The organism is Bacillus toyonensis BCT-7112 (assembly GCF_000496285.1).
Lineage (GTDB): Bacteria > Bacillota > Bacilli > Bacillales > Bacillaceae_G > Bacillus_A > Bacillus_A toyonensis.
Genome location: NC_022781.1, coordinates 671162 through 697549, shown reverse-complemented (window position 1 = coordinate 697549; position 26388 = coordinate 671162). Strand labels below are relative to the sequence as shown.

Annotated in this window: 22 protein-coding genes and 1 pseudogene; 17 read left to right on the top strand and 6 right to left on the bottom strand. The window is 33.6% G+C overall.

Translation table 11 applies throughout. The features are described 5' to 3' along the window. Nucleotides 1-555 precede the first annotated feature (555 nt). Entirely contained in the window at nt 556-1500 is a 945-nt protein-coding gene (locus BTOYO_RS03580; RefSeq protein ID WP_001226355.1) for a glycerophosphodiester phosphodiesterase, read from the top strand. A 106-nt stretch (nt 1501-1606) separates the two neighbouring features. Here BTOYO_RS03580 and BTOYO_RS03575 read toward each other — a convergent pair. Continuing rightward, nucleotides 1607-2117: pseudogene (locus tag BTOYO_RS03575) on the bottom strand (DUF3916 domain-containing protein). Next, nucleotides 2110-2961, bottom strand: a complete 852-nt coding sequence (locus tag BTOYO_RS03570; protein WP_000351717.1) for a LysR family transcriptional regulator — start codon at nt 2959-2961, stop codon at nt 2110-2112. The pseudogene BTOYO_RS03575 and the gene BTOYO_RS03570 overlap by 8 nt, the downstream one beginning before the upstream one ends. A gap of 86 nt (nt 2962-3047) precedes the next feature. Here BTOYO_RS03570 and BTOYO_RS03565 point away from each other — a divergent pair, with 86 nt between their 5' ends. Further along, on the top strand, nt 3048-4280 hold the full coding sequence (locus BTOYO_RS03565; protein WP_002039244.1) for an MFS transporter: 1233 nt from the start codon (nt 3048-3050) through the stop codon (nt 4278-4280). 112 nt (nt 4281-4392) lie between these two features. Here BTOYO_RS03565 and BTOYO_RS03560 read toward each other — a convergent pair whose 3' ends face one another. After that, nucleotides 4393-4623: a hypothetical protein gene (locus tag BTOYO_RS03560; protein WP_000798811.1), complete on the bottom strand. Its 231-nt coding sequence runs from the start codon at nt 4621-4623 to the stop codon at nt 4393-4395. 257 nt (nt 4624-4880) lie between these two features. Here BTOYO_RS03560 and BTOYO_RS03555 point away from each other — a divergent pair, with 257 nt between their 5' ends. From BTOYO_RS03555 to BTOYO_RS03520, 8 genes are all read left to right on the top strand, one after another. Then, on the top strand, nt 4881-6008 hold the full coding sequence (locus BTOYO_RS03555; protein ID WP_000915197.1) for a serine hydrolase domain-containing protein: 1128 nt from the start codon (nt 4881-4883) through the stop codon (nt 6006-6008). Nucleotides 6009-6308: 300 nt separating this feature from the next. Then, nucleotides 6309-7466 carry an agmatine deiminase family protein gene (locus BTOYO_RS03550; RefSeq protein ID WP_000758193.1) on the top strand — a complete coding sequence of 386 codons (1158 nt, stop codon included), beginning with the start codon at nt 6309-6311 and terminating at the stop codon, nt 7464-7466. A gap of 322 nt (nt 7467-7788) precedes the next feature. After that, nucleotides 7789-8205 (top strand): phosphate-starvation-inducible protein PsiE, encoded by a 417-nt coding sequence (psiE, locus tag BTOYO_RS03545; RefSeq protein WP_000916784.1) that lies wholly within the window; start codon nt 7789-7791, stop codon nt 8203-8205. A 182-nt stretch (nt 8206-8387) separates the two neighbouring features. Next, a complete protein-coding gene (locus tag BTOYO_RS03540) occupies nt 8388-9320 on the top strand; it encodes a bestrophin family protein (protein WP_000233830.1) in 933 nt (310 codons plus the stop codon). 253 nt (nt 9321-9573) lie between these two features. Then, complete coding sequence (locus BTOYO_RS03535; RefSeq protein WP_000435611.1) at nt 9574-10551, top strand: agmatine deiminase family protein; 978 nt, start codon at nt 9574-9576, stop codon at nt 10549-10551. Nucleotides 10552-10653: 102 nt separating this feature from the next. Continuing rightward, nucleotides 10654-11475 carry a MerR family transcriptional regulator gene (locus BTOYO_RS03530; RefSeq protein ID WP_000288096.1) on the top strand — a complete coding sequence of 274 codons (822 nt, stop codon included), beginning with the start codon at nt 10654-10656 and terminating at the stop codon, nt 11473-11475. A gap of 183 nt (nt 11476-11658) precedes the next feature. After that, complete coding sequence (locus tag BTOYO_RS03525; RefSeq protein WP_000823350.1) at nt 11659-13401, top strand: amidohydrolase; 1743 nt, start codon at nt 11659-11661, stop codon at nt 13399-13401. 107 nt (nt 13402-13508) lie between these two features. After that, nucleotides 13509-14555 carry an agmatine deiminase family protein gene (locus BTOYO_RS03520; RefSeq protein WP_001244196.1) on the top strand — a complete coding sequence of 349 codons (1047 nt, stop codon included), beginning with the start codon at nt 13509-13511 and terminating at the stop codon, nt 14553-14555. A 50-nt stretch (nt 14556-14605) separates the two neighbouring features. Here BTOYO_RS03520 and pepF read toward each other — a convergent pair whose 3' ends face one another. Next, nucleotides 14606-16393, bottom strand: coding sequence for an oligoendopeptidase F (gene pepF / locus BTOYO_RS03515; RefSeq protein ID WP_000137587.1), 1788 nt, complete (start codon nt 16391-16393; stop codon nt 14606-14608). Between the two features lie 98 nt (nt 16394-16491). After that, nucleotides 16492-17283, bottom strand: coding sequence for an arylamine N-acetyltransferase family protein (locus tag BTOYO_RS03510; protein ID WP_000129201.1), 792 nt, complete (start codon nt 17281-17283; stop codon nt 16492-16494). A 217-nt stretch (nt 17284-17500) separates the two neighbouring features. On the opposite strand from BTOYO_RS03510, the gene amyS reads away from it, so the two are divergent. The 6 genes from amyS (at nt 17501) to BTOYO_RS27915 (ending at nt 24228) form a co-directional block, all read left to right on the top strand. Further along, nucleotides 17501-19042, top strand: coding sequence for an alpha-amylase (amyS, locus tag BTOYO_RS03505; RefSeq protein WP_000919645.1), 1542 nt, complete (start codon nt 17501-17503; stop codon nt 19040-19042). Between the two features lie 530 nt (nt 19043-19572). Beyond that, nucleotides 19573-21474, top strand: a complete 1902-nt coding sequence (locus tag BTOYO_RS03500; RefSeq protein WP_001095216.1) for an endonuclease MutS2 — start codon at nt 19573-19575, stop codon at nt 21472-21474. Between the two features lie 6 nt (nt 21475-21480). Continuing rightward, nucleotides 21481-22005 carry a GNAT family N-acetyltransferase gene (locus BTOYO_RS03495; protein WP_000256477.1) on the top strand — a complete coding sequence of 175 codons (525 nt, stop codon included), beginning with the start codon at nt 21481-21483 and terminating at the stop codon, nt 22003-22005. A 160-nt stretch (nt 22006-22165) separates the two neighbouring features. Beyond that, nucleotides 22166-22876 carry a histidine phosphatase family protein gene (locus BTOYO_RS03490; protein ID WP_001042060.1) on the top strand — a complete coding sequence of 237 codons (711 nt, stop codon included), beginning with the start codon at nt 22166-22168 and terminating at the stop codon, nt 22874-22876. 256 nt (nt 22877-23132) lie between these two features. Continuing rightward, nucleotides 23133-23807 carry a hypothetical protein gene (locus BTOYO_RS03485; RefSeq protein WP_000375147.1) on the top strand — a complete coding sequence of 225 codons (675 nt, stop codon included), beginning with the start codon at nt 23133-23135 and terminating at the stop codon, nt 23805-23807. Nucleotides 23808-23970: 163 nt separating this feature from the next. Continuing rightward, nucleotides 23971-24228, top strand: coding sequence for a hypothetical protein (locus tag BTOYO_RS27915; protein WP_000905653.1), 258 nt, complete (start codon nt 23971-23973; stop codon nt 24226-24228). A 112-nt stretch (nt 24229-24340) separates the two neighbouring features. Here BTOYO_RS27915 and BTOYO_RS03475 read toward each other — a convergent pair whose 3' ends face one another. Further along, nucleotides 24341-25306: a quinone oxidoreductase family protein gene (locus tag BTOYO_RS03475; RefSeq protein ID WP_000645250.1), complete on the bottom strand. Its 966-nt coding sequence runs from the start codon at nt 25304-25306 to the stop codon at nt 24341-24343. Nucleotides 25307-25429: 123 nt separating this feature from the next. Here BTOYO_RS03475 and BTOYO_RS03470 point away from each other — a divergent pair, with 123 nt between their 5' ends. Then, nucleotides 25430-26323 carry a LysR family transcriptional regulator gene (locus BTOYO_RS03470; protein WP_000403865.1) on the top strand — a complete coding sequence of 298 codons (894 nt, stop codon included), beginning with the start codon at nt 25430-25432 and terminating at the stop codon, nt 26321-26323. Nucleotides 26324-26388 lie beyond the last annotated feature (65 nt).

Genomic DNA, 26388 nt, shown 5'->3' with positions numbered 1-26388 from the left:
AAGTGTGGTTGTATATAAATTATCCACTTTTTAACTAAGAATTGTAAAAAATGAAAGTTGTTATAAAAGATAATAATATTATGTAAATAAAATAGTTGATAAAAACAAAAAGACATTATAGCTAATCATTGTCCATAAAAGTCTGATCAGTGTGGACTAATACTCAATGGAGGATGCATAAAACTTGGTTGATTGAAGTTTTACTTTATTAAAAAATCATATTCACAAAATTTAATAGGTTTGGTATGATTAATTTCGACAAGTTAATAGAGGCCGGAGATATTTGAGAAAAGCCATAAATTTATTTAGGGATACAGGAGTGTCCTCTAAATAAATTATGGCTTTTTTTATTGAATGAACCGTACACAATAGGGAGTTACATGTGAAAAGGAGGCTATAGGAATGAAATAGTTTTCTTTATTAATAACATAGAGAAAATATATTTGTAAGATTGGAATTTTAATATAGGCTTATAAAAATAATGAAAGTATGTCTTCTATTTCGTGTAAATCTCATTAGCTTGTTGAAATTTGCAACGTAGGAAGGGTTAGAAGGATGAGAAAAATTATTAGCGTTTTAGTTATTTTCTTTATGACGGGAAGTATCTTTGCTGGGGGAGCTGTTCATGCGAAATCAGAAGGGAAGCATGAATGGAATACGAATAAGTTTTTAAATATTGCACATCGCGGAGCAAGTGGACATGCACCTGAGCATACTTTTACTTCTTATGATCTTGTGAAAAAAATGAAAGCGGATTATTTGGAGTTAGATATTCAATTAACAAAGGATGGCCAATTAATTGCAATGCATGATACAGCAGTTGATCGAACTACAAATGGTACAGGTGAAGTACGAGATAAAACGTTAAGTGAAATAAAGAGTTTAGATGCAGGGTCATGGTTCAATAAAGCTTATCCAGAAAAGGCTAAGCAAGAGTATATTGGTCAAAAAGTTCCGACTCTTGAAGAAATCTTTCAGAAGTACGGAAGAAGTATGAAGTATTATATTGAAACAAAATCGCCAGATGTGTATCCAGGAATGGAAGAGAAATTATTAGCGTTATTAAAAAAATATAATTTAATAGGTCAGAACATGTCTTCTAGTCGTGTTATGATTCAATCATTTAGTAAAGATAGCTTAAAAAAGATTCATAGTATGAATGAAAATATTCCGTTAGTCCAACTACTTTGGTATTATCCAAATGATAACAACGAGATTGTTGAATGGTCTGGCATTACACATGAGCCGAAAAGTGTAACGCATGATGATTTTCAAGAAATTAAAAAGTATGCAGTCGGTATTGGGCCAAACTTACGTAATGATAATGGAGAGTTAATTATTGATGAGTCATATATGAAAAAGGCTAGGGAAAATCACCTGCTTATTCATCCGTATACAATTAATGAGAAACCAGATATGAGATTGTTAATTAAATGGGGTGCTACAGGAATGTTTACAAATTATCCGGATCGGTTACATAGTGTTTTAAAAGGAAAATAAATAGGGAAAAAGGTATACCAATATTTTAGGTATACCTTTTTCTATGATGTAAAATGAGTGGTTACTGTTTCAGGGTAGATTCAAATAATAGAGTTCAGTGCATTCTTCACGCTAATTCTCCAATAAACCAAATCTCTTTTTTAGAGCATTCATCTTCGTCATGAATGATTTCTTGAAAGTGCAATGTTTTGACGGTATGCCAAATTTTAATTCCCCATTTTTCCCAAAAAACAGATTCATTTGAAAGCGGAATCCATTTTTGTAATTCACTATTTCTATGGAAAAAAGTATGAAAGTAGTCATCGTTTTTAAATATGATAATTTGAGAGCGCCATAAATCTGCAATGGAAATCATAACTACAACTCGATATGTATTTGTGTCGTTCGGTTTCATTTTCAATAATTGGTTTGCTTGATTTAATAAAGTTTGAATACACAATCTCTTTACTTTCCTAGGTGTTTTTTTGAGAGTTAATAAAAGCTTGTGAAACAGGTAAAGGCATATACCAATATTCATCATGATAGAAAGTAGAAGGGAATGTATTCGTATATTCCTCAATTCGTTTTATCATAGTGTTTGTTTTTCGTTTCATACCACGTATTTTCTTTTCACGCATTGTGGGTCATCTCCATAAATTTTTGTAATGCAGCTGAGTGAAAAATATCTTTTCTAGTAATAAAAGTAGTAGGGATTTTTTTGAAGCTATTTGGTAAAGGGTTGAATGATACGTCATGTTTATGACCATTTAAAATAGATTTCATCATAATTGCTATGCCCATACCTGATTTTACACATGCGAGTATCGCTTCAATCGTTCCAAACTCTAAAACTCGTTTAGGTGAAATTCCTTCTTCTTGAAGCCAGTCTTCTAATAACCTTCTATAATAGCACCCGTGACTAAAGGTAAGTAAATTCATGTCTCCTATGTCTTGGAAAGAGGATAAAGGATTTTTGCTAATGAGAACTAATTCTTCTTCACGAAATACATTTGCACGAAGTTCAGCGTGCTGAGTAGTTCCAGCGATAAATGCTCCGTCTAGTTTTCGGTCTAATACGAGATGGGTTAGCTGTTCCGTCGTATTTGTTTCTAAAACTAATTCGACTTGTGGGTAATTCTCATAGTAGTTCGCTAATATGGAAGGAATCCGAACAGCTGTTGTGGATTCTGTACATCCGATTTTTAAAGTGCCTTTTGGTTCGGTTCCATTACTTTGGACCGCTTTAACAGATTGCTCCATTAAGTGGATGATTTGTTTTGCGTATGTTAATAAAATCTCGCCGTTAGAAGTTAAAGTAACACCTTTTCCATTTCGATAAAATAAAGGCACACCTAATTCGTTTTCTAGTTGTTTCATACGCATCGTTACGCCAGATTGCACATAGTTTAAATTTTTTGCTGCATGAGATATATTTCTTTCTTTTGCAACTTCGTAAAAAACAGTTAAATCTTTTATGTCCACGTATCATCCCTCCGAAAAAGGTATCAATTTTTTTGATGGATTATATGATTAATATTTATTTTATATGATATCAAAAATTTCATACAATGGAAGGGGATGGAGGGATCTTAATGCTAATGAAAGAGAATGTGAACAGTACTTATAAGTGGATGATGTTAATTTTTGCGACGATTGCTCAAACGACAGCGACACTTATAACGTATGGTGTCGGAGCTTTCGCTTTATTTTGGAAGGAAGAATACGCACTTACGAATATGGAGAGTGGGTTATTAGTAAGTGTTGTAAATATTGGACCGCTATTTTGCATGCTTTTTGTTGGGAAGCTACTTGATCAATATAATGAAAAGTGGTTAATTACTATCAGTTCATTTTTACTCGGAGGTTCGCTCTTACTGACTAATATAGTAAATGGATTTAAAGGGTTACTCTTTGTCCTTTTGTTAGTAGGAATGTTTTATAGTGTTTCCCAGCCGGGAGGAAGTAAAGTGATACTAAAATGGTTCTCAAAAGAAAATCGTGGGTTAGCAATGGGGATCAGGCAAGCCGGTATACCGATTGGTGGTGTACTAGCGGGAGTATTAATTCCGTTACTTGTAATAAAATATAATTTGTCTTATGCGATACATGTAATAGGAAGCATTTGTATAATAGGTGGTCTTTTATTTTCTATATTTTATCGAGATTCATGTGTTCGGAAGGAAGGGAAAGAAGAACGTATAAAAACCTCTTTTTGGGTGCAGTTAAAATCAGTGATGCATAAAAAAGCGTTGTATCCAATTTATATAACTGGTATTTGCATGATTTCATTACAAATGTTGTTAGTTGGACATTTTATAAATTTTTTAGTAATGGAACAATCAATTACACCTATTTTAGCCGGAAAAGTATTTTCAGTTATGTTCTTTTCTGGAATGATTGGCCGTATTACATTGGCAGCTGTTAGTGATTTGTGTTATAAGGGAAACCGGCGCATCCCTTTATTTATATCGGTCTGTACTTCTATCTGTTTTATTCTTATGTTAGTAATGAATATACATACAATAAGGAGTGAGTTCTTGTATGTTGTAAGTGCATTGTTAGGGTTCTTTTCGATTGGCTGGTTCAGTCTTTTTATAATTGAAGTTGCAGAAACGGCAAGTGAAGAATCTGTAGGGATGACAGTGAGTTTTGCTCTTACATTAAATCAAATTGCTATTATTGTTGCACCTGTCTTATTTGGGTATATTGTAGATCAGAAAGGGTATACGTATGCGTGGTTGTGTATAGTTGTATTACTAAGTATTTCAGTACTCAGCTTATATAGGGAGAATAAAAAATAAAGGAAAGTTAGCAATGTGAATTTTTGGTGAAGAAAATATAAAGAAATGCCATATGAGCGACATTTCTTATTGAATATGCTGTATAATCAAAAAAAGAAAATGAGATTCGTTTTCAATTACGTTCATTTCCTCTTTTGAAATTACCTGTAATTTTAGCCATAATCAGTTGTTGTTCTTTATCGTTATTTGCATGATTTATTTTGTTTAAAAATTTTTCAGCGTCATTTCCTTTTAAAATCATAATTTGTTTTCCGTAATATTCAATGAAAACTATATTGTTCTTTGTTATCCGATAATGAAACATTCTATCATCTAAACGATTGCGTCTATCGGTATTTTTCATATTACATCTCCATTCTGTATGATGTGTAATAAATGTTACATAAGAAATTGAAATTATAGTCAGGCGCATCCGATTGTATGCTGGATATTTTTTAAGAAAGAAATACAATAGAGAGTAGTTGAAAGTTGAATGTGATAAAAAGGAATCTAATTTAAATAAAGAGAATAGCAAGTAATATTATAAAATATCTGAAAATTAAAAGATATAGAATAGAATGGATGCACGTTAAGTGAAACTAGAAAAAGAGGGTTCCTATTATGTTAAAGAAATGGTTAATCGTTTTCTTTATTTTTGCTGTTTTTTGTGGGAGTGTCGTTGCACTAATACATGCAAAGAAAGATAAAAAATATGATATAAAGGCATTTTCGAATATAATTGATAAGCAAAAGGACGAGCAGCAAGAAGTTAGTATAAACGAGAAAAAACGCTATGAAAGTGCAGCGGGAAAACTAGATCAATATTTAAAAGATAAAGGGTTTAATGGGAGTGTTCTAGTAGCTAGCAAAGGTCATGTGATTTTACGAAAAGGTTACGGCTATGCGAATGTGAAAGATAAAATGTTAACAACGCCAAGAACGAAGTATCGTATCGGTTCCATTACGAAAACAGTCGTTGCGATATCTATTATGCAACTAAGAGAAAAAGGGAAATTAAATATTGAAGACAATGTCAATAAGTATATTCCATCGTTTCCGGCAGATAAAAACATTACGTTACGAAATTTGTTAACACATACGTCCGGGTTACCAGAACAGGGGCAAGGGAGTGTTGATGCAGCGTCACGTTTAAAGTTAGTAACGTGGATTGGTGCGCAAACGTTACAATTTCCTGCAGGGACAGGATGGAAATATACAGATTATAATTATATGGTGTTAGCGTATATTGTCGAAAAGATTACGAATAAACCGCTTGCTGAATATGTGAAAGAAAATATTTTTAATCCTGTTGGAATGCATGAATCTGGAATGGGGGCAACTCTACCGGAAGATATTTTCTTAGCAGAAGGTTATATGAAAAAAGATAATGAATTAATAGATGCGCCTCGCTTAAAAATGAACTGGCTATATGGTTGTGGTGAAATGTATACGACTGTTGAAGATATGAAAAAATTAGATGAGGCTATTATGGATGGGAAATTGCTTTCTAAGCAAGGCTTATCTGATATGTTTACTGTATCACCTGCAAGAAAATATGGATTTAGTTTCTATATTTACCCAGACTATTATCATAATCATGGGGTATTAGCTGGTTGGAACACATTTAATAATTTTAACTGGGATAAACGAACGTTTGTTATATTATTCTCTAACGTACAGAATGGTATGAATGATACGTTTAATCAAGAGTTTAGAAAAATGGCGAATGATTTAATAGAAGAAAAATAAATGTTTAAAAATCGGTATTGATATGAAATGATCAATACCGATTTTTTTATTTAATAATGTTTTATTTAGTGAACAAGCAAGTATGAGAAGGGAGTAAGATTAGAATAAATTTATGAAGGAAGTTAAAAAATAGTAATGTTAAATAGAGGGGGTTACTTTGTGAATGCCCTCTATTTTTATTGGAATTTTACGATTATCACGTGGGAGAATAATTGGTAATTTTTACATCGATGAAAAATCTTGAGCTTCACACTATGTGAAGCTTTACATTATTGAAGACAAGAACAGGAGGGGCAGAAAATGAAAAAAGTAGTGAAGTTTTGTTTGATAGCTACATTAGCTACAACGATTATAAGTGGATGTTCTTATGAAGGTGGAAATGAAAATGCAAAAGGGAAAGAGAATGAGAAGGTAGAGGTACAGAAAAAGATTGGAAAATACACGATGCCGGATGAAACAGATAAACATGAAGGTACATGGCTACAATGGCCACATGAATACACATATGGTCAAGAGTATCAAAAAGAAGTTGAACCTATTTGGGTTAAGATGGCAAGTGCTTTAACTACGGGTGAAAAAGTCCACATTGTTGCATATGACCAGGAAGAAAAAGAGAGAATCAATAAGCTTTTAACAGATGAAGGGCTAAATATGGAGAAGATTGATTTCATTATAGCACCTACGGATGATGTATGGGCAAGAGATAGTGGACCAATTTTTGTTTATGACAATGATAAAAATCTAAAAATATTAGATCCAGCATTTAATGGTTGGGGGAATAAAACACCTTACAAAAATGATGCTCGTATTCGTGAGAACGTTAGTAAGCAATTAGGGATTGAAAGAATTGATTGGGGGAAATTTGTCCTTGAAGGTGGCGCAATTGAATTAGATAGCAATGGGACTGCTTTATTAACTCGAAGTTCTGTAACGAATAAAAATAGAAATCCTGATTTATCGGAAAAGGAAATTGAAAAATATATAAGTGACCTTGGGGTGTCAAACATTATTTGGTTAGATGGAGTACCTAATTTAGATATTACGGACTTTCATATTGATGGATTTGCTAAATTCCATAATAAATCTACTATTGTAACGATGAAAGAAGACGACCTAGCCGAATGGGGTTTGTCTAACAAAGATATGGATACATTGTTAGATGCAAAAAATGCTTCAGGAAATAAGTATAAGTATGAATACTTACCACTTAGTAAAGACAAGGTTGCTTTAGAAAATGGGAAAACTCTTGATTATAAGGGATCATATATCAATTATTATATTGGGAATAAAGTGGTATTGGTGCCTAATTATAATGATCCAAATGATAAAATCGCAAACGACGCGATTCAGAAGTTATACCCGGATCGTAAAGTAGTAGGTATTGATGTGAGAGAGCTTTATAAAAATGGCGGTATGATTCATTGTGTGACACAACAACAACCAATTCAATTGAAATAGTCGTTTGGAGTTTCGTTATACTGCTGTATAGACAAAATAGATGAAATACTATCTTTACCTATTTTGTCATGCTTTATTATTCGTAAAAATAAAACGTTTTAATATAATGATAATCGGAGTATAGTGTATTGTCGCTTTTCGTTTTATCCCGCTATTTGCGGGTAGTAAGACTCTCACCTTAAAACTCGACTCGAAAAAAGAAGTTAGGTGGGAGTCGGGCTGTCCATAAACGCCCGATTAGTGTGGGCTAATAATCAGTAGGGGGTGAACAACCCCCCTACTGATTAAAGTTTCACTTTATATGGAAAAGGAGAAAATGTTTGTGTTAAAGAACTTAAAAATAGTATTTTCGTTTTTCCCTATCGTTCTACAGTACATTTTAAATGTAGCTTTGATTTGTTTAGGGGTTGTTCTAAGTGTGTTTCTTGTGAAAGAAGTCATTCAATTTATACAAGAACTGAAATTAAATGGTGAGGAATCTAGTTATCATTTGATCGATAGTATCGTCGTATTCTTTTTATATTTTGAATTCATCGTAATGATTATAAAGTATTTTCAAATGAATTTTCATTTTCCATTACGATATTTTATATATATAGGTATAACAGCTATCGTTCGTCTCATTATTATAAATCATGATAGTCCAATAGATATATTGTTATACGCCTGCGCGATTCTTGTATTAATTAGTGCTTTATTCATTGCGAACTCTAAAATAATGCGTCGTGATTTAGAATAGTGAACATTTGTTGTCTAAATTTTAAAAGTGGTATATCTTTTGGCTCAAAAAGGAGTAAGAGTATTGAAAGAAATAATTTTCACCAGTTTCGTAATGATAGGGTTTATGATTCTACTATTTAATTGTATACTTTCGTAATTTTTAAGGATAAAAAGTTAAAAAGGGAAGAGGCTTTTGTAAATATGGTACATTACAATAATCAAAATAGTTTACATCGAATATTTACATTAAAGGGAACAGTTATAAGAGATATTTTCCCACAAATTTTATTATATATGTGCATTTCAACAGTAATCACTGTGATTAATTACTATTATGCAGAAATAAAAATTAATCAAACTCCTTGGGTAATTGTTGGAGGAGCTTTAGGTCTACTGTTAGTTTTTCGTACGAACACTGCCTATGATCGGTACTGGGAAGGTAGAAAGTTATTTGGCACGATTGGTGCTTCTACTAGAAACTTAGCAGTTAGTTTTTTATGTCATTGGGAGTCTGAAGAGAAAAAGACGGATCAGGAAAAGCTAAAATTTTTACATTTATTAATTGCTTTTCCTAAGATAGCGAAAGGGCATTTGAGAGACGATAAAGATCTAACTGAAATAAAAGCATTGCTTAATATTTGTTCCGAGAAGGAAAAGGAAATATTGGCGGAGTCTATTCATTTACCAATTAGTATAGTTTTTATGTTAAAAACTATACTATCAAAAGGTTTAAAAACGGGTCGAATTCATCCAAATGTAATAATTAATATGGAAGCTGATTTGAATAATTTGCTTACGGCTGTGGGTGGATGTGATCGTATTAAAACAACGCCTATCCCATTTGCATATTTTGCTCATATTAAAATTTTACTGCTCATATTTTGCGGGACTTTACCGATCGGGCTTGTTGATAGTCTTGGATGGTTTACAGTACTTGCAACTACGTTTATAAGTTTTGCATTTATAGGGATTGAAGCAATAGGGGTTGAAATTGAAGATCCATTTGGCCAGGACCCAAACGATCTTCCATTAGAAGGGATTTGTATAGGAGTAGAAACACATGTATTAGATTTATGTAATCAAAACGGTTTGCTCGAAGTAATGGATATGAATCTTGATAGAAAAATCAGCTAATCATTCATTGGGTATGATGATTATATTTTTAATGTTGTATGAAAAGCGTTATTTTCAAATCTTGTCAAGAGTTACTTTACGGCTTAACGACAGCTATATATTTTTATATAAATATATAATATTTCTCCGTGCTATAATCCATTCATGAAATGTGCACGTTTCAAAAATTGTAATGAAAAGAGAAATGGATTGGGGAATAGTTGGCTGATTGAAATCAGTTATGTAATCATTATTAAAAAGCGAGGTAAATAAAATGGAACAAAAACATAGTGGCATTATTTTTACTGCAATACCAGACGAATCGAATGAATATTATCAACCATTGTATGAAGACATTATTTACTTTAATGAATACTTAAATGAAAAAAAATCATTTACCGATCAACTTATATCTTTATCTGTTGAAGAGCAAGACTTTCATACAAACTTCTTTGAGTATGATGATATTTGGCTAAGAGATGTTGCGCCAGTTATAACGAATCATCTTGTTAAATTTAAATATTACCCAAACTATTTACCAGAGGATCAAGGGCGATATTTAGATCAACAATTTAATAAATGGTTGAACAAAAATGAATTTGAGTATGTGAAATCACCATTAATATTGGATGGTGGCAATCTTATTTGGAATAAAAAAGATACTGTTATATTAACAGAACGCATATTTGATGACAACGATGATTGGACGGAAGAGGAAATAATTGAGCAATTAGAGTGGGATTTAGATGTAAGCCGGGTTATTATTATTCCTGCTGAAGAAGGAGATGTACTTGCGCACGCGGACGGAATGGTTAAATTTATTGATGAACACACAATGTTTATTAGTGATTTTCTAGGTGATAATGAATTTAGATATCATGTGCAAGAGATTATTCAAGAGCAAATGCCAGAAGCTGAATTTATCGTTGTTCCTTCGTCATATACAGAGAAAGGGCAATATGATCAAGAAATTGCATCGGCAAAAGGTTTATATATAAATATGTTAGAAACATGTGACGCCCTTTATGTTCCTAAGTTTGGATTAGCAAAAGACGGGGAAGTTTTACGATATATTCAACAGCATACGGAAAAACAAGTCATTCAAATTCATGTAGGAGAAATATCGACTATGGGAGGTGCAATGAATTGTTTAACGTGGTATTGTCCGAGTCATTTATTGCCTTCAAAAATGAAAAGATTGAGCAGTCAGGGTGAAAGTTCTTCAATTAGAAAAATTTTTGATTGGTTTTAATAAGGTGAAACTTTAATTAGAGGAGGTCATCCCCTCTAATTATTAGCCCATACCAATCGGGATGAATAAGTTTATAAGAAAATGTATTCAAGGGGTATTTATATGTATACAATTACTGAATTTTCACGAATTTGTAAAATGAGTACACGGATGCTAAGGCATTATGACAAAGAAGAGATATTAAAACCAGCATATGTGAATCCGGTAAATGGATATAGATATTATGAACAAGGGCAGCTGGAAGTAGCGTTAAAAATTAAAAAGCTGAGGGAGTACAAGTTTCCTTTACCAAAAATTATAATCATTCTCCAGTCAGCAGATCAAGATTCGTTTGTTGAACATATGCAATCTCAAATTATGGAGTTATCTCATGAAGTGAAACAAAATTTACAGGTTATTTCAGAAATGAATGAAATAGTAAATATGAATAAAGGTCTAAATATTGCTCGCCATAGAAGTTACGATATATTAATTGGAATGAGAAATGAAATAACAGTAATTGCTCAAAAGTTACAAATAGATATAGACGATATGGATGATTATTTTTATGACTTATATGAACAAGTACAAAAAAATAGCTTTCAAATAGTCGGTTCTCCATCTACAGTTTTTTATGATGAAGAGTATATTCCAAATCGCAGCTATATAGAATTAAGAATTCCGATTATGGATGAAGATAATAAAGGTGTATTACAAGAGTGCGACATAAAAAGGTTAAAGCAGCATCAAATTGTTACCACTTTGCATTATGGCAGCTATGACTATATAGGTTATGCTTATATGGCGTTAGAAGAGTGGGTTGAAAGGAATGGCTATATACTAGAGAGTCATCCATATGAAGTCTATATAAAGGGACCAGAATGTGATTGTTTAACAGAAGAGTATGTGACACAAATTTGTTTTTTAGTTACGAAAATAGAATGAGAATAAGGATTGACATTAACATTATGTCAATCCTTATTCTATATACGAAAGCAATTTATCCCGCTATTTTTTGGGAGTCAGGCTGTCCGTAAAAGCCTGATGGATGTGGGCAAATAATTAGTGAGGGATGGAGTCCACCACTGATTAAAGTTTCATTTTATCATAATAAAAAGGAGAAAGAATATGAAAAGAAAAATCATGATTATTTGTTTGATTCTAAGTATGGTATGGATTTCAGCGTGTACGCCTGAAGTAGGAGAAGGTGAGAATGGTAGCTCTGCTCTACCTAGTCAGTTGCCCAAAAATGTAGTGTTTAAAAATGGTACAATTTACACTTCTAATGAAAAGCAAGAAATGGCAGAAGCTATAGAGATTAAAGATGGGAAAATTACTTTTGTCGGTTCAAATAAGGATGTAGAAAAATTGATTAATAAAGATACGAAAGTGATAAATCTACAAGGACGTCAACTTCTTCCTGGTTTTGTGGATAATCATAATCATATTTTTGAAGCGAAATCACCAGCAGCAGGGAATTGTAGTGTCTCACCAGATGCTGCGTTGCAAGAACAACGCTCGTATTTAAATGCTTGTAAAAAAGATGTGAAAGATGGGGAATGGATAAGTGGAACAGGATTTAGTTTGGAAGAGCTGTTAAAAAATATGGATGAAAAGTCAGAACAACAAACGCCATTACAAGTTCTTGATGAGCTATTTCCTAATAACCCAGTAATAATTATGGAAAGAACCTCTCATTCTGTATGGGTTAACTCGAAAGCATTGGAGTTGGCTGGGATAAATAAAGATACGAAAGATCCACAAGGTGGAAGAATTATTCGGGATCCAGAAACAGGAGAACCGTTTGGTATTCTTTATGATACAGCTGGAGATATCGTAATGGAAAAAGCATGGAATGCCCAACCGAATTTGTTCGAAAAAAATTATGAAGGTTTGCTGGACGGCTTAGATGAAGTTGCGAAGAATGGTATTACTACAGTGGGGGATGGACGTCTCTATTGGAAACGAGGCTGGTTAGATGTTTGGAATAAAGTAAATGATGAGAAAAAGTTAACGTCACGGGTAGTACTTCGTCCGTGGGTGTATCCGAACTTAAATGAAGCAGAACAAATCGAGTATTTCCAAAAGATTAAGCGAGATGATTTGTCATCACGCATGCTTATTAATCAAGTGAAGATGTATAGTGATGGAATTAGTATTAACAGTACAGCGAAAACGCTTGAAAAATATAAATTTGAGTGGTTTAAAGGAACCCCGTATGGTTTGAACTATATTCCAGAAGAAAAAATGAAATGGTGGTTAACTGAACTTAATAAACTTGGTTACGGTGCACTTATTCACACAATTGGAGATAGTGGAGTAAGAGAGAGTTTAAATGCAATTGAAGCAGCGAAAAAAGAAGGGGCAAAACAGCCGTATACGCTTACGCACGTGGAAATGGTAGAAGATAGTGATATGAAGCGTTTTGCTCATTTAGGAGTTAGCGCTGATTTTCAAGTCGGTCATGATTTTGCGGAAGATCCTAAACAAAGCTGGGCAAGTACGTATTTTACAGCCCAGCAAATGAAACGAATTATGCCGTTAGGACAAATTTGGAAAACAGGTGCAAATGTATCACTTAGTAGTGATTGGGATGTAAATGAATTGAATCCACTTGTGACGATTTCGAACGCATTAAGTATTGATGAGAAAGGCTTGTCTAATGTACAGGCTGCTATTGATGCTTATACAATTAAGCCAGCTAAGGCACTAGGACTTGATAAGATTACTGGCTCAATTGAAGTAGGAAAATCGGCTGATATCGTAATACTAAATGAGGATATTACTAAAATGAGTGTCGATAAGATTCCGAGTGTGAAAGTATTAATGACAGTTTTACAAGGAGAAGTAGTGTATCACAAGGGAGAATAAAGAGTAACGTTATGAAGTAGTTACAAGCAAATGAATATATTGTTGTTGACCTTAACACGATGTCAAAGTATAGACTGGACTTACATTTAGAGAAGGGGTGAACATGTATGAGAAATATAGAAAATAGTTTGTTTTATATGCCTGCAGAATGGGAGAAACATGAGGGGACATGGCTCCAATGGCCTCATGATAAAACGCATAGAGGTGAAGGTTACAGAGCTAAGTTAGATGATATTTGGGTAACGATGGCGAAGGAGCTTCATTACGGAGAGAATGTGCATATTGTTGTATATGATGAAGAAGAAAAAACACATGTCCAATCGAAGCTAATTGAAGAGAACGTAAATATGGATAAAATTGATTTTTTAGTTCAAGAAACTGATGATATATGGATAAGAGATAATGGACCGATATTTGTAAAAGATAAGGAAGAAAATCTCTGCTTAACGCACTGGATTTTTAATGGTTGGGGGGATAAATATCCGTATGAAAATGATGCTGTTATTCCGGACGAAATAAGTGAAATGTATAGTATCCCAAAAGTTGCAGCAAGTGTTTGTCTAGAAGGTGGAGGAATAGAGATAAACGGAAACGGGACCTTAATGGCGGCAAAAACTTCTATTATAAATGAAAATCGAAATCCTACACTAAGTCAGGAAGAGATTGAAATGGAGTTAACGAAGTATTTAGGGGTAACGAATTTTATATGGATAACTGGTATTCGTGGTGAAGATAATTATGATGAAGATACGGATTATCATATTGATGGGGCAGCACGTTTTGTAAATGAAAATACGATTCTTTATGAATATGATCCTTTCGGGGAAGGAGAGGCGTACCTTTTGGATGCGCAAGAAAAGCATTATCAAGAATTGCGACAAGCGAGAAATATAGATGGAAGTCCATTTCAACTCCTCCCAGTACCAGTAACAAGAAAAGTGGTAAAAGAGGCAGACTGTAAAGGTTCGTATTTGAATTTCTATATTGGAAATGAAGTTGTATTGGTTCCTATATACGGTGATGAACATGATAAGTTAGGACTGCAAATCATTGAAGGGCAGTTTCCAGGAAGAAGAATCGTTGGTATTCATGTAAATGCACTGTATGCGTATGGTGGTATGATTCATTGTGTGACGCAGCAACATGTAGAATAAAGTGATTCGAATGAAAAAAGCATGCAGAGTATATACTCTGCATGCTTTTTTTATAATGCTGAAAACTCTTCAACAAGTTGAGTAAAGCGATTTAATGCACTTTCAATCGGTTCTGGCGTAGTTAAATCAACACCAGCTTTTTTCAGTAGGTTTAATGGATAGTCAGAACTTCCGCCTTTAAGGAATTCGATATAGTTTTTTTGTGCATTTGGATCACCGCTTAATAATTTATCGGCAATTTGAATGGCAGAGGCGAATCCAGTTGCGTATTTGTACACGTAAAATGGACGATAGAAATGAGGGATTCTAGACCATCCATATTTTACTTCTTCATCAAATACAAGTGAATCACCGTTATATTCTCTAAATAGCTTTTCATAAATTTCGCTAAAGACTTGGGCGTTTAATGGTTTACCTTGTTCGGCCATTTCATGTGTGATTTTTTCAAATTCTGCAAACATGATTTGTGTAAAGAAAGTACCTTTAAAGCTATCGATAAAGTAGTTAATTAAATGATTACGTACGTTCGTTTCTTTCGCTTCTTTTAATAAGTAGTGAATTAATAACACTTCATTTACTGTAGAGGCGACTTCTGCAACAAAAATGGAATAGTGTGCAGAAATTCTTGGTTGGTATCCGTGTGAATAATGCGTATGCATACCGTGACCACACTCATGAGTAAGTGTGAAAAGGCTATTTAGATCATCGTGATGATTTAAAAGAATGAATGGGTGAACGCCATATACCCCAAAGTTATAAGCACCCGAACGTTTTCCAGGTGTTTCTCTCACATCTATATATCGTTTATCTTTAAAACCTTTTAATGTTTCAATATACTTTTCTCCTAAAGGAGCAAGTGATGCAATCATAGTATCAAACGCTTCGTCATATGGAATGTCTTGTTTTACACCTTGTACTAAATCGACGCTTAAGTCGTATTGTCTTAGTTCGTCTACATTTAATTTTTCTTTACGAATTTCATTGTATGTATGTAATGTTTGAATGTTTTTTTTCGTTGTATCAATTAGGTTTTCATATACCTCTTTCGGAACCATATCGCCAAATAATGATTTCTCTAAAGCTGATGGATATTTTCTTAGCTTTGAAACAGTAACATTATTTTTAATAGCAGAAGATAATGTAGAAGCGATTGAGTTCTTTAACTGAACATACGGTTTGTAATATGCCTTATAAGCTTCTTTACGTTTCTCACGATTCTCATCTTCTATTAACTTCGAATACATTCCACGTGTTAAGTTCACTTTCTTTCCATCATCATTCGTCACTTCACCAAATGATATATCTGCATTATTTAGCATACCAAATGTATGTTGCGGAGAGGAAAGTGCTTCACCCATTTGGGATAAAATTTCTTCTTGATCCGTATTCAATACGTGTTTTTTATAACGGTATAATTCAAATAAGTCTTCTTTATAGTATAGTAACCCTTCCGTTTCTTCTATGTAAGAGTGTAAAGTGTTTTCTTCTACGCTAAGTAAGAATGGGGAGAAGAATGATTTCGCTGCGCTTACCTTTACATGTAATTGTGATACTTTATCGACAAGGGATTGGGCGTCAGTATCGCGTGTATCAAGATCAGATTGTAATCGCGCATAAGCGAACATTAAAGATAATATGCTAGATATTTCTTCACTCTTTGTTAAATAAGCTAATAAACGATTGCCATCGTGAATATCTCCATTAAATTCTTTTAGTTCAATTGTTAACATTTCTATTTTTTTATAATCATTTTCCCAATCATCAATCGTATCGTAAATATCTGTTAACTTCCATTTTTCATTATCGGGTACTTGTAATCGATCTTTAAGTTCTGTCATAATCATTTCCTTTCTAAACGTGTAGTCATATTCCTATATAACTATGAAATACAACAAATTGCAAAAAATCCCTGCTGTAAATAGCAAGGCTTAAACAGTTATAGTGTAATTCCGAACTTCGAATGTAAAAGGTTTGTATATTGCTCGTCTGTAACTTCTTCTTTAGATTTTGTACCGTCCTTTGTTATTGTAAGACGATCTTTTGTTAAAGAAACGTGTCCGTCATGTGTAAGTTTTACAATAAGAGGTACTTTGTTAAATGGTGAGCCCTCATGTTCAACGATGATTTTTTGTGCTGTATTCGCTTTCGTTTCATCCACTTCTTCTATATAAAATGCATAGCCTAATGTCCAATCATCAGCAGAAGATTGATCTAGAAACTCATTGTTTTTACGCATTTCTAAAATGTAATTTCCTTTTTCAGTTGTTTCTTTGCGAATACGATAATCTCCTGTTACTGAGTGAACGACTTCACCTGAGAAAGGAACAGGTGCAAGAGGTAAGTATGATCCGAACCCCACTTCAATTAAATAAAGTTCATGATGATGTTTTAAAACAGTTGCGATATGTCCGGAATCGACAGCCCATATAGAGTTCGCAGCATTGTAAACTGTTCCTGAAACTAAATAAACATCCAATCCAAAGTCTTTAAGAAAGTAATACATAGTAGGATTTAGTTCATAACAAAGACCGCCACGGTTGTTTACTAAAATTTTTTCTTTTAAATTCTCTTTTGATATTTCTTTAAAGTTATTTTCGAGAACATTTAAATTTTCAAATGGAACAGTTTGCGCCATTCCATACATAAGTTGAGATAAATCTTCAAATGATATGGTTTCTTTTTCTTCTATATGTAAACGTGCGAAAAATTGTTTTTGAAAGTCTGTCATAGAAATCCCTCCGTCATACTTTTATAGATAAATTGTATACAATTTTGAATACGATGTGAATTTTAAACTATGTGGGGGTACTTGTGGAATAGTTAAATTCATATTTTGAAAAATAATGTGAGAGATTAAAAGATTGTTACTTTACTAACTGTAGAACGAATATTATAATAATTTTAATGAATTATGCAAACGTTTTCTTAAAGGGGATGGTGTAAATATGTTGAAAAGGATTACGGTAGTCTGTTTATTATTTATTTTGCTTTTTCCTAATATATATGGGAGGAATAAGGCGGAAGCAGCAACGATAAATAATGGAACATTAATGCAGTATTTTGAGTGGTACGCTCCGAATGATGGGAATCATTGGAATCGTTTGCGTTATGATGCTGAAAGTTTAGCTCATAAGGGAATCACATCTGTATGGATACCACCTGCATATAAAGGGACTTCGCAAAATGATGTAGGGTATGGGGCCTATGATTTATACGATTTAGGGGAGTTCAATCAAAAAGGTACGGTGCGGACGAAATATGGGACAAAGGCACAGTTGAAATCTGCAATTGACGCTTTACATAAGCAAAACATCGACGTATACGGTGATGTAGTTATGAATCATAAAGGTGGGGCTGATTATACTGAAACCGTAACAGCTGTTGAGGTAGACCGTAACAATCGAAATATTGAAGTATCAGGTGATTATGAAATTAGTGCGTGGACGGGTTTTAACTTTCCAGGGCGCAGAGATGCTTATTCTAATTTCAAATGGAAATGGTATCATTTTGACGGAACGGATTGGGATGAAGGAAGGAAATTAAACCGAATTTATAAATTTAGGGGTATAGGTAAAGCGTGGGACTGGGAAGTGTCTAGCGAAAATGGAAATTATGATTATTTGATGTATGCAGATCTTGATTTTGATCATCCAGATGTTGCGAATGAAATGAAAAGTTGGGGAACGTGGTATGCGAATGAATTAAATTTAGATGGATTTCGTTTAGATGCTGTTAAACATATTGATCATGAATATTTACGCGATTGGGTAAATCATGTCAGACAGCAAACGGGGAAAGAAATGTTTACGGTGGCTGAATATTGGCAAAATGATATCCAGACTTTAAACAATTATTTGGCGAAAGTCAATTATAATCAATCTGTATTTGATGCACCGCTTCATTACAATTTTCATTATGCTTCAACAGGAAATGGGAATTATGATATGAGAAATATTTTAAATGGAACAGTAATGAAAAATCATCCTGCACTCGCAGTTACTCTCGTTGAGAATCATGATTCTCAACCTGGGCAATCATTGGAATCTGTAGTAAGTCCGTGGTTTAAGCCGCTGGCATATGCATTTATTTTAACTCGTGCAGAGGGCTATCCTTCAGTTTTTTATGGTGATTACTATGGGACAAGCGGAAATAGTAGTTATGAAATTCCAGCGTTAAAAGATAAAATTGATCCAATTTTGACGGCACGAAAAAACTTTGCATATGGTACGCAGCGTGATTATTTAGACCATCCAGATGTGATTGGCTGGACAAGAGAAGGCGATAGTGTACATGCTAAGTCTGGTTTAGCGGCATTAATCTCCGATGGACCAGGAGGATCAAAGTGGATGGATGTTGGAAAGAATAACGCTGGGGAAGTATGGTACGATATTACGGGTAATCAAACAAATACTGTAACAATTAATAAAGATGGATGGGGGCAATTCCATGTAAGTGGAGGCTCTGTTTCCATATATGTTCAACAGTAAATTGGTGATGAAAAAGAAGAGGTAGACTGAAATATAAGTTTCCTCTTCTTTTTACATTCTGTATAGTTATAAAAGTATGACACCTTTACTTCTTGCAAAACATATAGTATGATGATTTCAATAAATTAGATTTCAATGACCATAAAATATAAATTAATGAGAGGTGCTTTTTGTGAGTGCGGTAGGTATTAAATAGGAAAAATTTAATGAAATAAATCGGATAAGACCAGGGTATTTTTATGTATATCATACCCCTAATTTTGTCATGCGTTTATTTCGAAACCTATGAAGATACCTACAATACTTTATAAAGCGTGTAATGAGAGGATTGCCATTCGTTTTTTATGGTTTATTTCCTCATATGTTATTACACATGCCTTGTAAATGTAAAAGCTGCGGTATCCCCGCAGCTTTTTTGTATACGTTTTAAATGTATAAAAATGGTAATTGAATAATGTAAAACTCATTGGGATCTAATGAGTAGGTATCTTCATTTATGATAAACATCAATCATAGTGAGGAGAAACAAAATGAATACGATGACTTTTGAAAAGCTACAATATAACGAATTAAAGGAAATAGTGAAATCTTATTGTGTAAGTGGATTAGGTAAGGAATTATTAAATAAATTAGAGCCGAGTACAAGTATAAAAGTAGTGAGAAATCGTTTAAATGAAACGACAGAAGCAAGGACTATATTAGATGCAGAAGGACATGTGCCTTTTTTCGGAATTTCAAATATCGCGAGTACAATTCAAAAATTAGAAAAAGGGATGATTTTAGATCCAGAGGAATTAGTAAGTGTTTCAGATTTTTTACGTGGATGTAGAAAGATTAAAAAGTTTATGTTAGATAAAGAATTTTTTGCACCAGTATTAGCTTCTTATGCAAATTCAATGACTGAATATAAAAGCATTGAAGAGGAAATTAACTTTTCAATTAAAGGAAATAGTATTGATGCAGCTGCAAGTAAAGAGTTAAAACGAATTCGAAATAATATCGATTCTGTAGATGGAAAAATAAAAGAGCGTTTAACGAAGTTTTTAAATAGTAGTGCAAATAAGAAATTTATTCAGGAATTCTTTATTAGTAAAAAGGATGACCGTTATACGATTCCAATTAAATCTTCCTATAAAAATCAAGTTGCTGGGAGTATTGTTGAAGCTTCTGCAAAAGGTTCTACTGTATTTATAGAACCACATACGGTTACAAAGCTAAATGTGGAACTAGCAAGTTTGAAAGCAGAAGAAGCAATGGAAGAGTATCAAATATTAGCGACACTATCAGGAATGGTAGTAGAAAATATTTATAGTATAAAAATTAATATGGAACTGATAAGTCAATATGACATGGTATTTGCGAAAGCGAAGTTTAGTAAATCAATCGATGGAATAGAACCGAAGCTAAACGATCACGGAAACATTCATTTAATGAATTGTAAGCATCCGCTTTTAACGGGGCAAGTTGTACCGTTAAACTTTGAAATTGGTCAAGAGTACCGTAGTTTAATTATTACAGGACCAAATGCAGGCGGCAAAACAATTGTGTTAAAAACAATCGGACTATTAACATTAGCGACAATGTCAGGCTTTCATATTGCGGGAGATAAAGAAACGGAAATTGCTATTTTCGAAAATGTATTTGTAGACATTGGTGATAATCAAAGTATCGAAAATGCACTAAGCACATTTTCATCTCATATGAAAAATCTGTCTGAAATTATGAGGATGTCAAATAATAATACGTTACTACTATTTGACGAAATAGGGAGCGGTACAGAACCGAATGAAGGTGCGGCGCTTGCGATATCTATTTTAGAAGAATTTTACCTTGCGGGATGTATTACAATTGCGAGTACGCATTACGGTGAAATTAAACGCTTTTCAGAAATGCATGGTGATTTTATGAACGCAGCAATGCAATTTAATAGTGAAACACTAGAGCCACTTTATAAATTAGTTATCGGTAAATCAGGTGAAAGTAATGCGCTTTGGATTGCGAATAAAATGAACGTAAAAGAACATGTACTGCAAAGAGCGAAAGAGTATATGGGAAATAAAGAATACGCTATAGAAAAAGTGAATGAAAGTAAAATTAGAAAACCGAAATTTGTGCAAGCGAAAAGAGAATCTCATTATGAGTACAAAGTCGGCGACCGTGTGAATTTATTGGATTATGATGATTTTGGTATCCTTTATAAGGAAAAAGATAATTTCTATAACGTCGTTGTATATTATAACGGTGAATTCGTTGAAGTGAATGTAAAACGCATTACTTTAGAGGTAGCAGCGAAAGAATTATATCCAGAAGGGTACGATTTAAGTACACTATTTGTTGATTATAAAGAAAGAAAAATGCAACATGATATAGAGCGCGGATCGAAAAAAGCACTTCGTAAAATCCAAAAAGAAATAAGAAAGAATAGAGGATAATATAGAATGGTAACGATTAGACAAGAACAAAAAAATGATTATAGAAAGACAGAAGAAGTTGTAAAAGAGGCATTTTTAAATGAAGAATTTAGTGATAAAAAAGAGCATGAACTTGTAAAACGTATTAGAGAATGTGACGCATTTATTCCGGAGTTATCCATCGTTGCAGTAGATAAGGAAATAGTCGGTCACATTATGTTATCGAAAATTACAATAGAACAAGGTGGGACTACTGTAGATTCATTAGCACTTGCACCAGTGTCAATAGCACCAAGCCATCAGAAGAAAGGAATTGGTGGAAAACTTATCACGGCTGCTTTAGAAAAAGCGAAAGAATTAGGATACGGGTCAGTTGTAGTATTAGGGCATCCAGAGTACTATCCGAAATTCGGTTTTGAACGCGCAAGTCAGTGGAATATAAAAGCGCCATTTGAAGTGCCAGATGAAGTGTTTATGGTGATGGAGCTACGAGAGAACACTCTTCAAGGTGTAGAAGGAATTGTACAATATTCGAGTGCTTTCGCTGAGTAGAAGTATTGGCTAAGAAATGTAATCATAAAAGATGCTATCTTTTTGTAGAGATATACAGAAAGATAGCTTTTTTTATTCAGCAGATCTACTGACGTATATTTTGCTCAATGAATAATTGAGGTGGTAAAATTGATATAGAAACGTAAAGGGAGAGAATAGAATGAATAAGCGAGAAACAAATAGCAATGAGAATGTAGTTACGTTATATGTTACAAGACATGGTAAAACAATATTAAATACGAACCATCGCGCGCAAGGTTGGGCAGACTCTCCGTTAGTAGAAAAAGGTGTGGAAGTTGCCTCAAATTTAGGAACAGGATTAAAAGATGTTCATTTTACGAATGTGTATAGTAGCGATAGCGGCCGAGCGATTGAAACTGCTAATTTAGTATTAAAATATAGTGAGCAATCAAAATTGAAACTTGAGAAAAGAAAAAATTTGCGAGAATTAAATTTTGGTATTTTTGAAGGTGAAAAACTTGAAAATATGTGGGATGCGGTTGGAAAAGCTGCGGGTGTTGCAGCACCAGAAGAACTTATGAAGCTTTCTATTCAAGAAGTAATTAATCTTATTAGAGCAGCAGACCCTACGAAACAAGCGGAAGATTGGGAATTATTTTCTACTCGTATAAAAACAGAGATTGATAAAATTAGTGAAGAAGCTGCTGCAAATGGAGACGGTACCGTTTTAGTTGTCGTTCATGGGCTTTTGATTACTGCCTTAATAGAAATGATAGATAGTAGTAAAACAAAACTTGGAGTGGAAAATGCTAGTGTGACGAAGATTGTATATCAAGGTGGAACATACACAGTCGAGTCGGTTGGAGATATGAGGTATGTTGCAAAAGGGAAAGAAAGTGTGGAAATATAATTAAATCTCAAATAGAGATAAGAAAAGGAGGCTAGAAAATCTAGCTTCCTTTTATTTTTCAGTATATCATTTGTTAATTTAAATCGGAATATTCTGTTAAAAATACACTATGAAAATTATTGTGGTGATATAGTAAGAGAGTAGGAACAATAAATTGTCTTGCAGCTTATTGGAGGGCTATTAGTCTAGTCTTACATTTCATCTCGAAATTTAAGTGAGTTTACGAGAAATAAAACAAAATAAGGAACGTGTAAATATGGATCGAATATATTTTGTGGACAACCCGTGGCCTAAAGGTCATCGAATTGTTAATTTTAAGTGGAGTGCACATTTTAAATATGCGGAGGAAGAAGAGTTAAATGGTGTAGCTGGTTTGTATTTTGATTTACATTTAGAGACTGCGGATTATGATGATGAAGAAGATGGAGAAGATGTTGATGACTGGCACGCGAAGATTGTATGGAACAACTTCCATAACTGTACTTTGTCATCAGAAGAATGGGATTTTAAAGGGTTTCGTGTAGGAAGTGATGAGGTGCCTTTTGATTTGGATTTGCTAAATGGGAAGAGATTTGCAATTGATTTTTTATCCGAAGATGAGCAGAAGAACTTAGATTTAGATTTAACTGCATTTGACGTTTATTTACTTGGACATGATGCGTCAGCCTTTCATAATATTAAGTTTACTAGATTAGAAGGACAGACGTATCAAATTGAATGGAAAGGGCAATTGGCACTTGCGTATATTGGTGATTATGAATTTAAATATGATTTTCATACACTAATTTCCTCAACATCATTTAGTGGCATTAATATTCCTAATGAAATAACTGATCATGAGGCAGACGTTTTGTTAAAAAGATTTGTTAGTAATCCAGTATTGTTTGAATTGCAACATGATAATGGGGATAGGCGATTTGTATTGAAATAAAAATATATTGTTGCCTTTGCGAAAAATATGAGTAAAAGGTTACTGTATTCGACATAGCTAATAACCCCGTTGTCGGAAAACTCAAAGAAAAAGATACATAGTATGTGATTTATGCTCAGTTCTAAGAAGAAAAGGATATTAACAATTATATGGAGAAGTGATTATGTTGATTAAATTCGTTCATTTTTTATTTGGAAAACCGTGTAAAAAAGGTGATTCGTTCCAAACTAAGTTTCCACGTTTTATTTATTGGAGTGCAGTTGTATTTTATTTTTTTGGAATGCTATTCTTTGGGATTTTTTCTTTTATTGATACTGTATTTATTGGGTCGTTGATATCCGGAGGTTTGTTCTTTCCTTTAATATTTAGATTCATTTATTTTATAAACCTAAAAATGAGGGGCCTAGAAAGAGAAGTATAGAAATAAAAAATATAAATAACAGGGTTATTAAAAAGAAGCAAAATGGAACATTAATAACATTTAAAAAGGAAGCAATGAAATATATTCTAGCTTCCTTTTTAAATATGAACGATTATGGAATCAATAAAATCTTCCCAGTACTTTTTCTGCTCTCTAATAATTTATGTGCAAGAGCACCATCTTGTAAGGCGAATGTAGTAGGACTCGCGATGTTTACTTTTCCACTAGTGATCCAATCGAATAATTGAGTAGAGCGCTGCTTACGTTCTTCAAAAGTAGTAAGCGCGTTCCAAAGGTCTCCACCAGTTAAAGTTTTTGAAGTATCCATAAGCATACGCGGATCAACTGGCGCAGGATTACCACCAGCCATTCCGTAAAATACGACAGTACCGCCAATTTTAGTAGCGTTAAAACTTTCCTCTAATGTAGAACCTACTGATTCATATACAACATTTACTCCAGTGCCGTTTGTTATTTCAAGTACTTTTGAATGCCATTTTTCCGTATATAAAAATACATGATCAGCCCCAGCTAACGTGGCTACTTTGTTTTTTTCGGTTGATGACGTAAGACCAATTACTGTTCCGCCCTGTAGTTTAATCATTTGAATAAGAAGTTGACCAACGCCACCAGCCGCAGCGTGGACTAAAGCTGTATCACCTTGTTTTATTTGATAGCTATCTTTCGTTAAATAATGTGCCGTTAGACCTTGTAATAAGACAGAAGCGGCTGTTTCAAAAGAAATAGAATCCGGAAGTAGGATGGCTTTTTCTGATGGAACGGCAACTAATTCTGCATTTGCAAATGGGACGTCAGCAAATGCAATACGGTCTCCAGGATTGATAGTAGTAACATCAGCTCCTACTTGTTCAACAATACCAGCCCCTTCATAACCTAATATATATGGCGGGTTACCAGCGAGATGATAATCACCGCGGCGTCTATAAATATCAGCAAAGTTTAAACCGATTGCTTTCGTGCGCACAAGAATTTCATTTGAATTTATGATTGGATCATGTATTTTTTTATATTGTAGTACATCCGGATTTCCGAACTGTTCGAAACAAAGTGCTTTCATATGGAATACCTCCATTTATATTGTTTGTCGATGCTCTTTATCATACAATATAAACATCGATAGACAAAGAGGATTATTTCGATGAAATCAATCGGAAATACCGATTGAAAAGAGGGATGATAAATGGAGATAAAACAATTAATTACATTTAAAATAGCCGCGGAAACTTTGAACTTTACACAAACTGCGAAGAAATTAAACTTTGCCCAATCGAGTGTTACAGCACAAATTAAAACGTTAGAGGCTGAGCTCGGTACACCACTATTTGAGAGGTTAGGGAAACGTCTTTTCTTAACTGAAGCGGGCAGGAAGTTTCAACTATATGCGGACAAGATAATCGCACTTAGTAACGAAGCGAAGACGGCTGTGAAAGATGATGAGGAAATAGCAGGTACGTTAATAATTGGTGCACAAGAAAGTCAATGTACATATAGGCTTCCTTCTATATTAAAGAGGTTTAAAATACAATTCCCCAAAATAAAGCTTATATTTAAACCAGCGCATTCCAATAAAGATGCGAAGGAACAATTGATGGAGGGGAAAGTCGATCTTGCATTTATTTTGGACGAATGTAAAACAGAAGATGCTTTGCATGTGGATCCACTTATGAAAGAAGAATTAAAAGTAGTAGCGGCTCCAGGGCATTGTTTACTCGAACAGGCTTCCGTTTCTATAAAAGATTTAGAGAGTGAAACACTTTTGTTAACTGAACTAGGGTGCTCATATCGGACTTTATTTGAAGAGTTATTTCGTGCGGAAGACGTATATCCAGCAAATAAGATTGAGTTTGTTAGTGTCGAGGCAATTAAACAATGTGTCATTGCGGATTTAGGTATAGCAGTTTTGCCAGCAATAGTAGTAGAAAAAGATATACGGGAAGGGACGTTAAAGGAGTTAGTGTTAAAAGAAACAATAGCTCCGATTTATACACAAATTGCTTGGCATAAAGATAAATGGATGGCAGTGCCACTGCAACAATTTATTGATGTAACGAGGGAGTTTTTTACAACGGATTAAGTGGAGAAATATTTATTTTATATAAAAGAAAAAATGGCAATTTTGTATAAAGAACCGATGCTTGA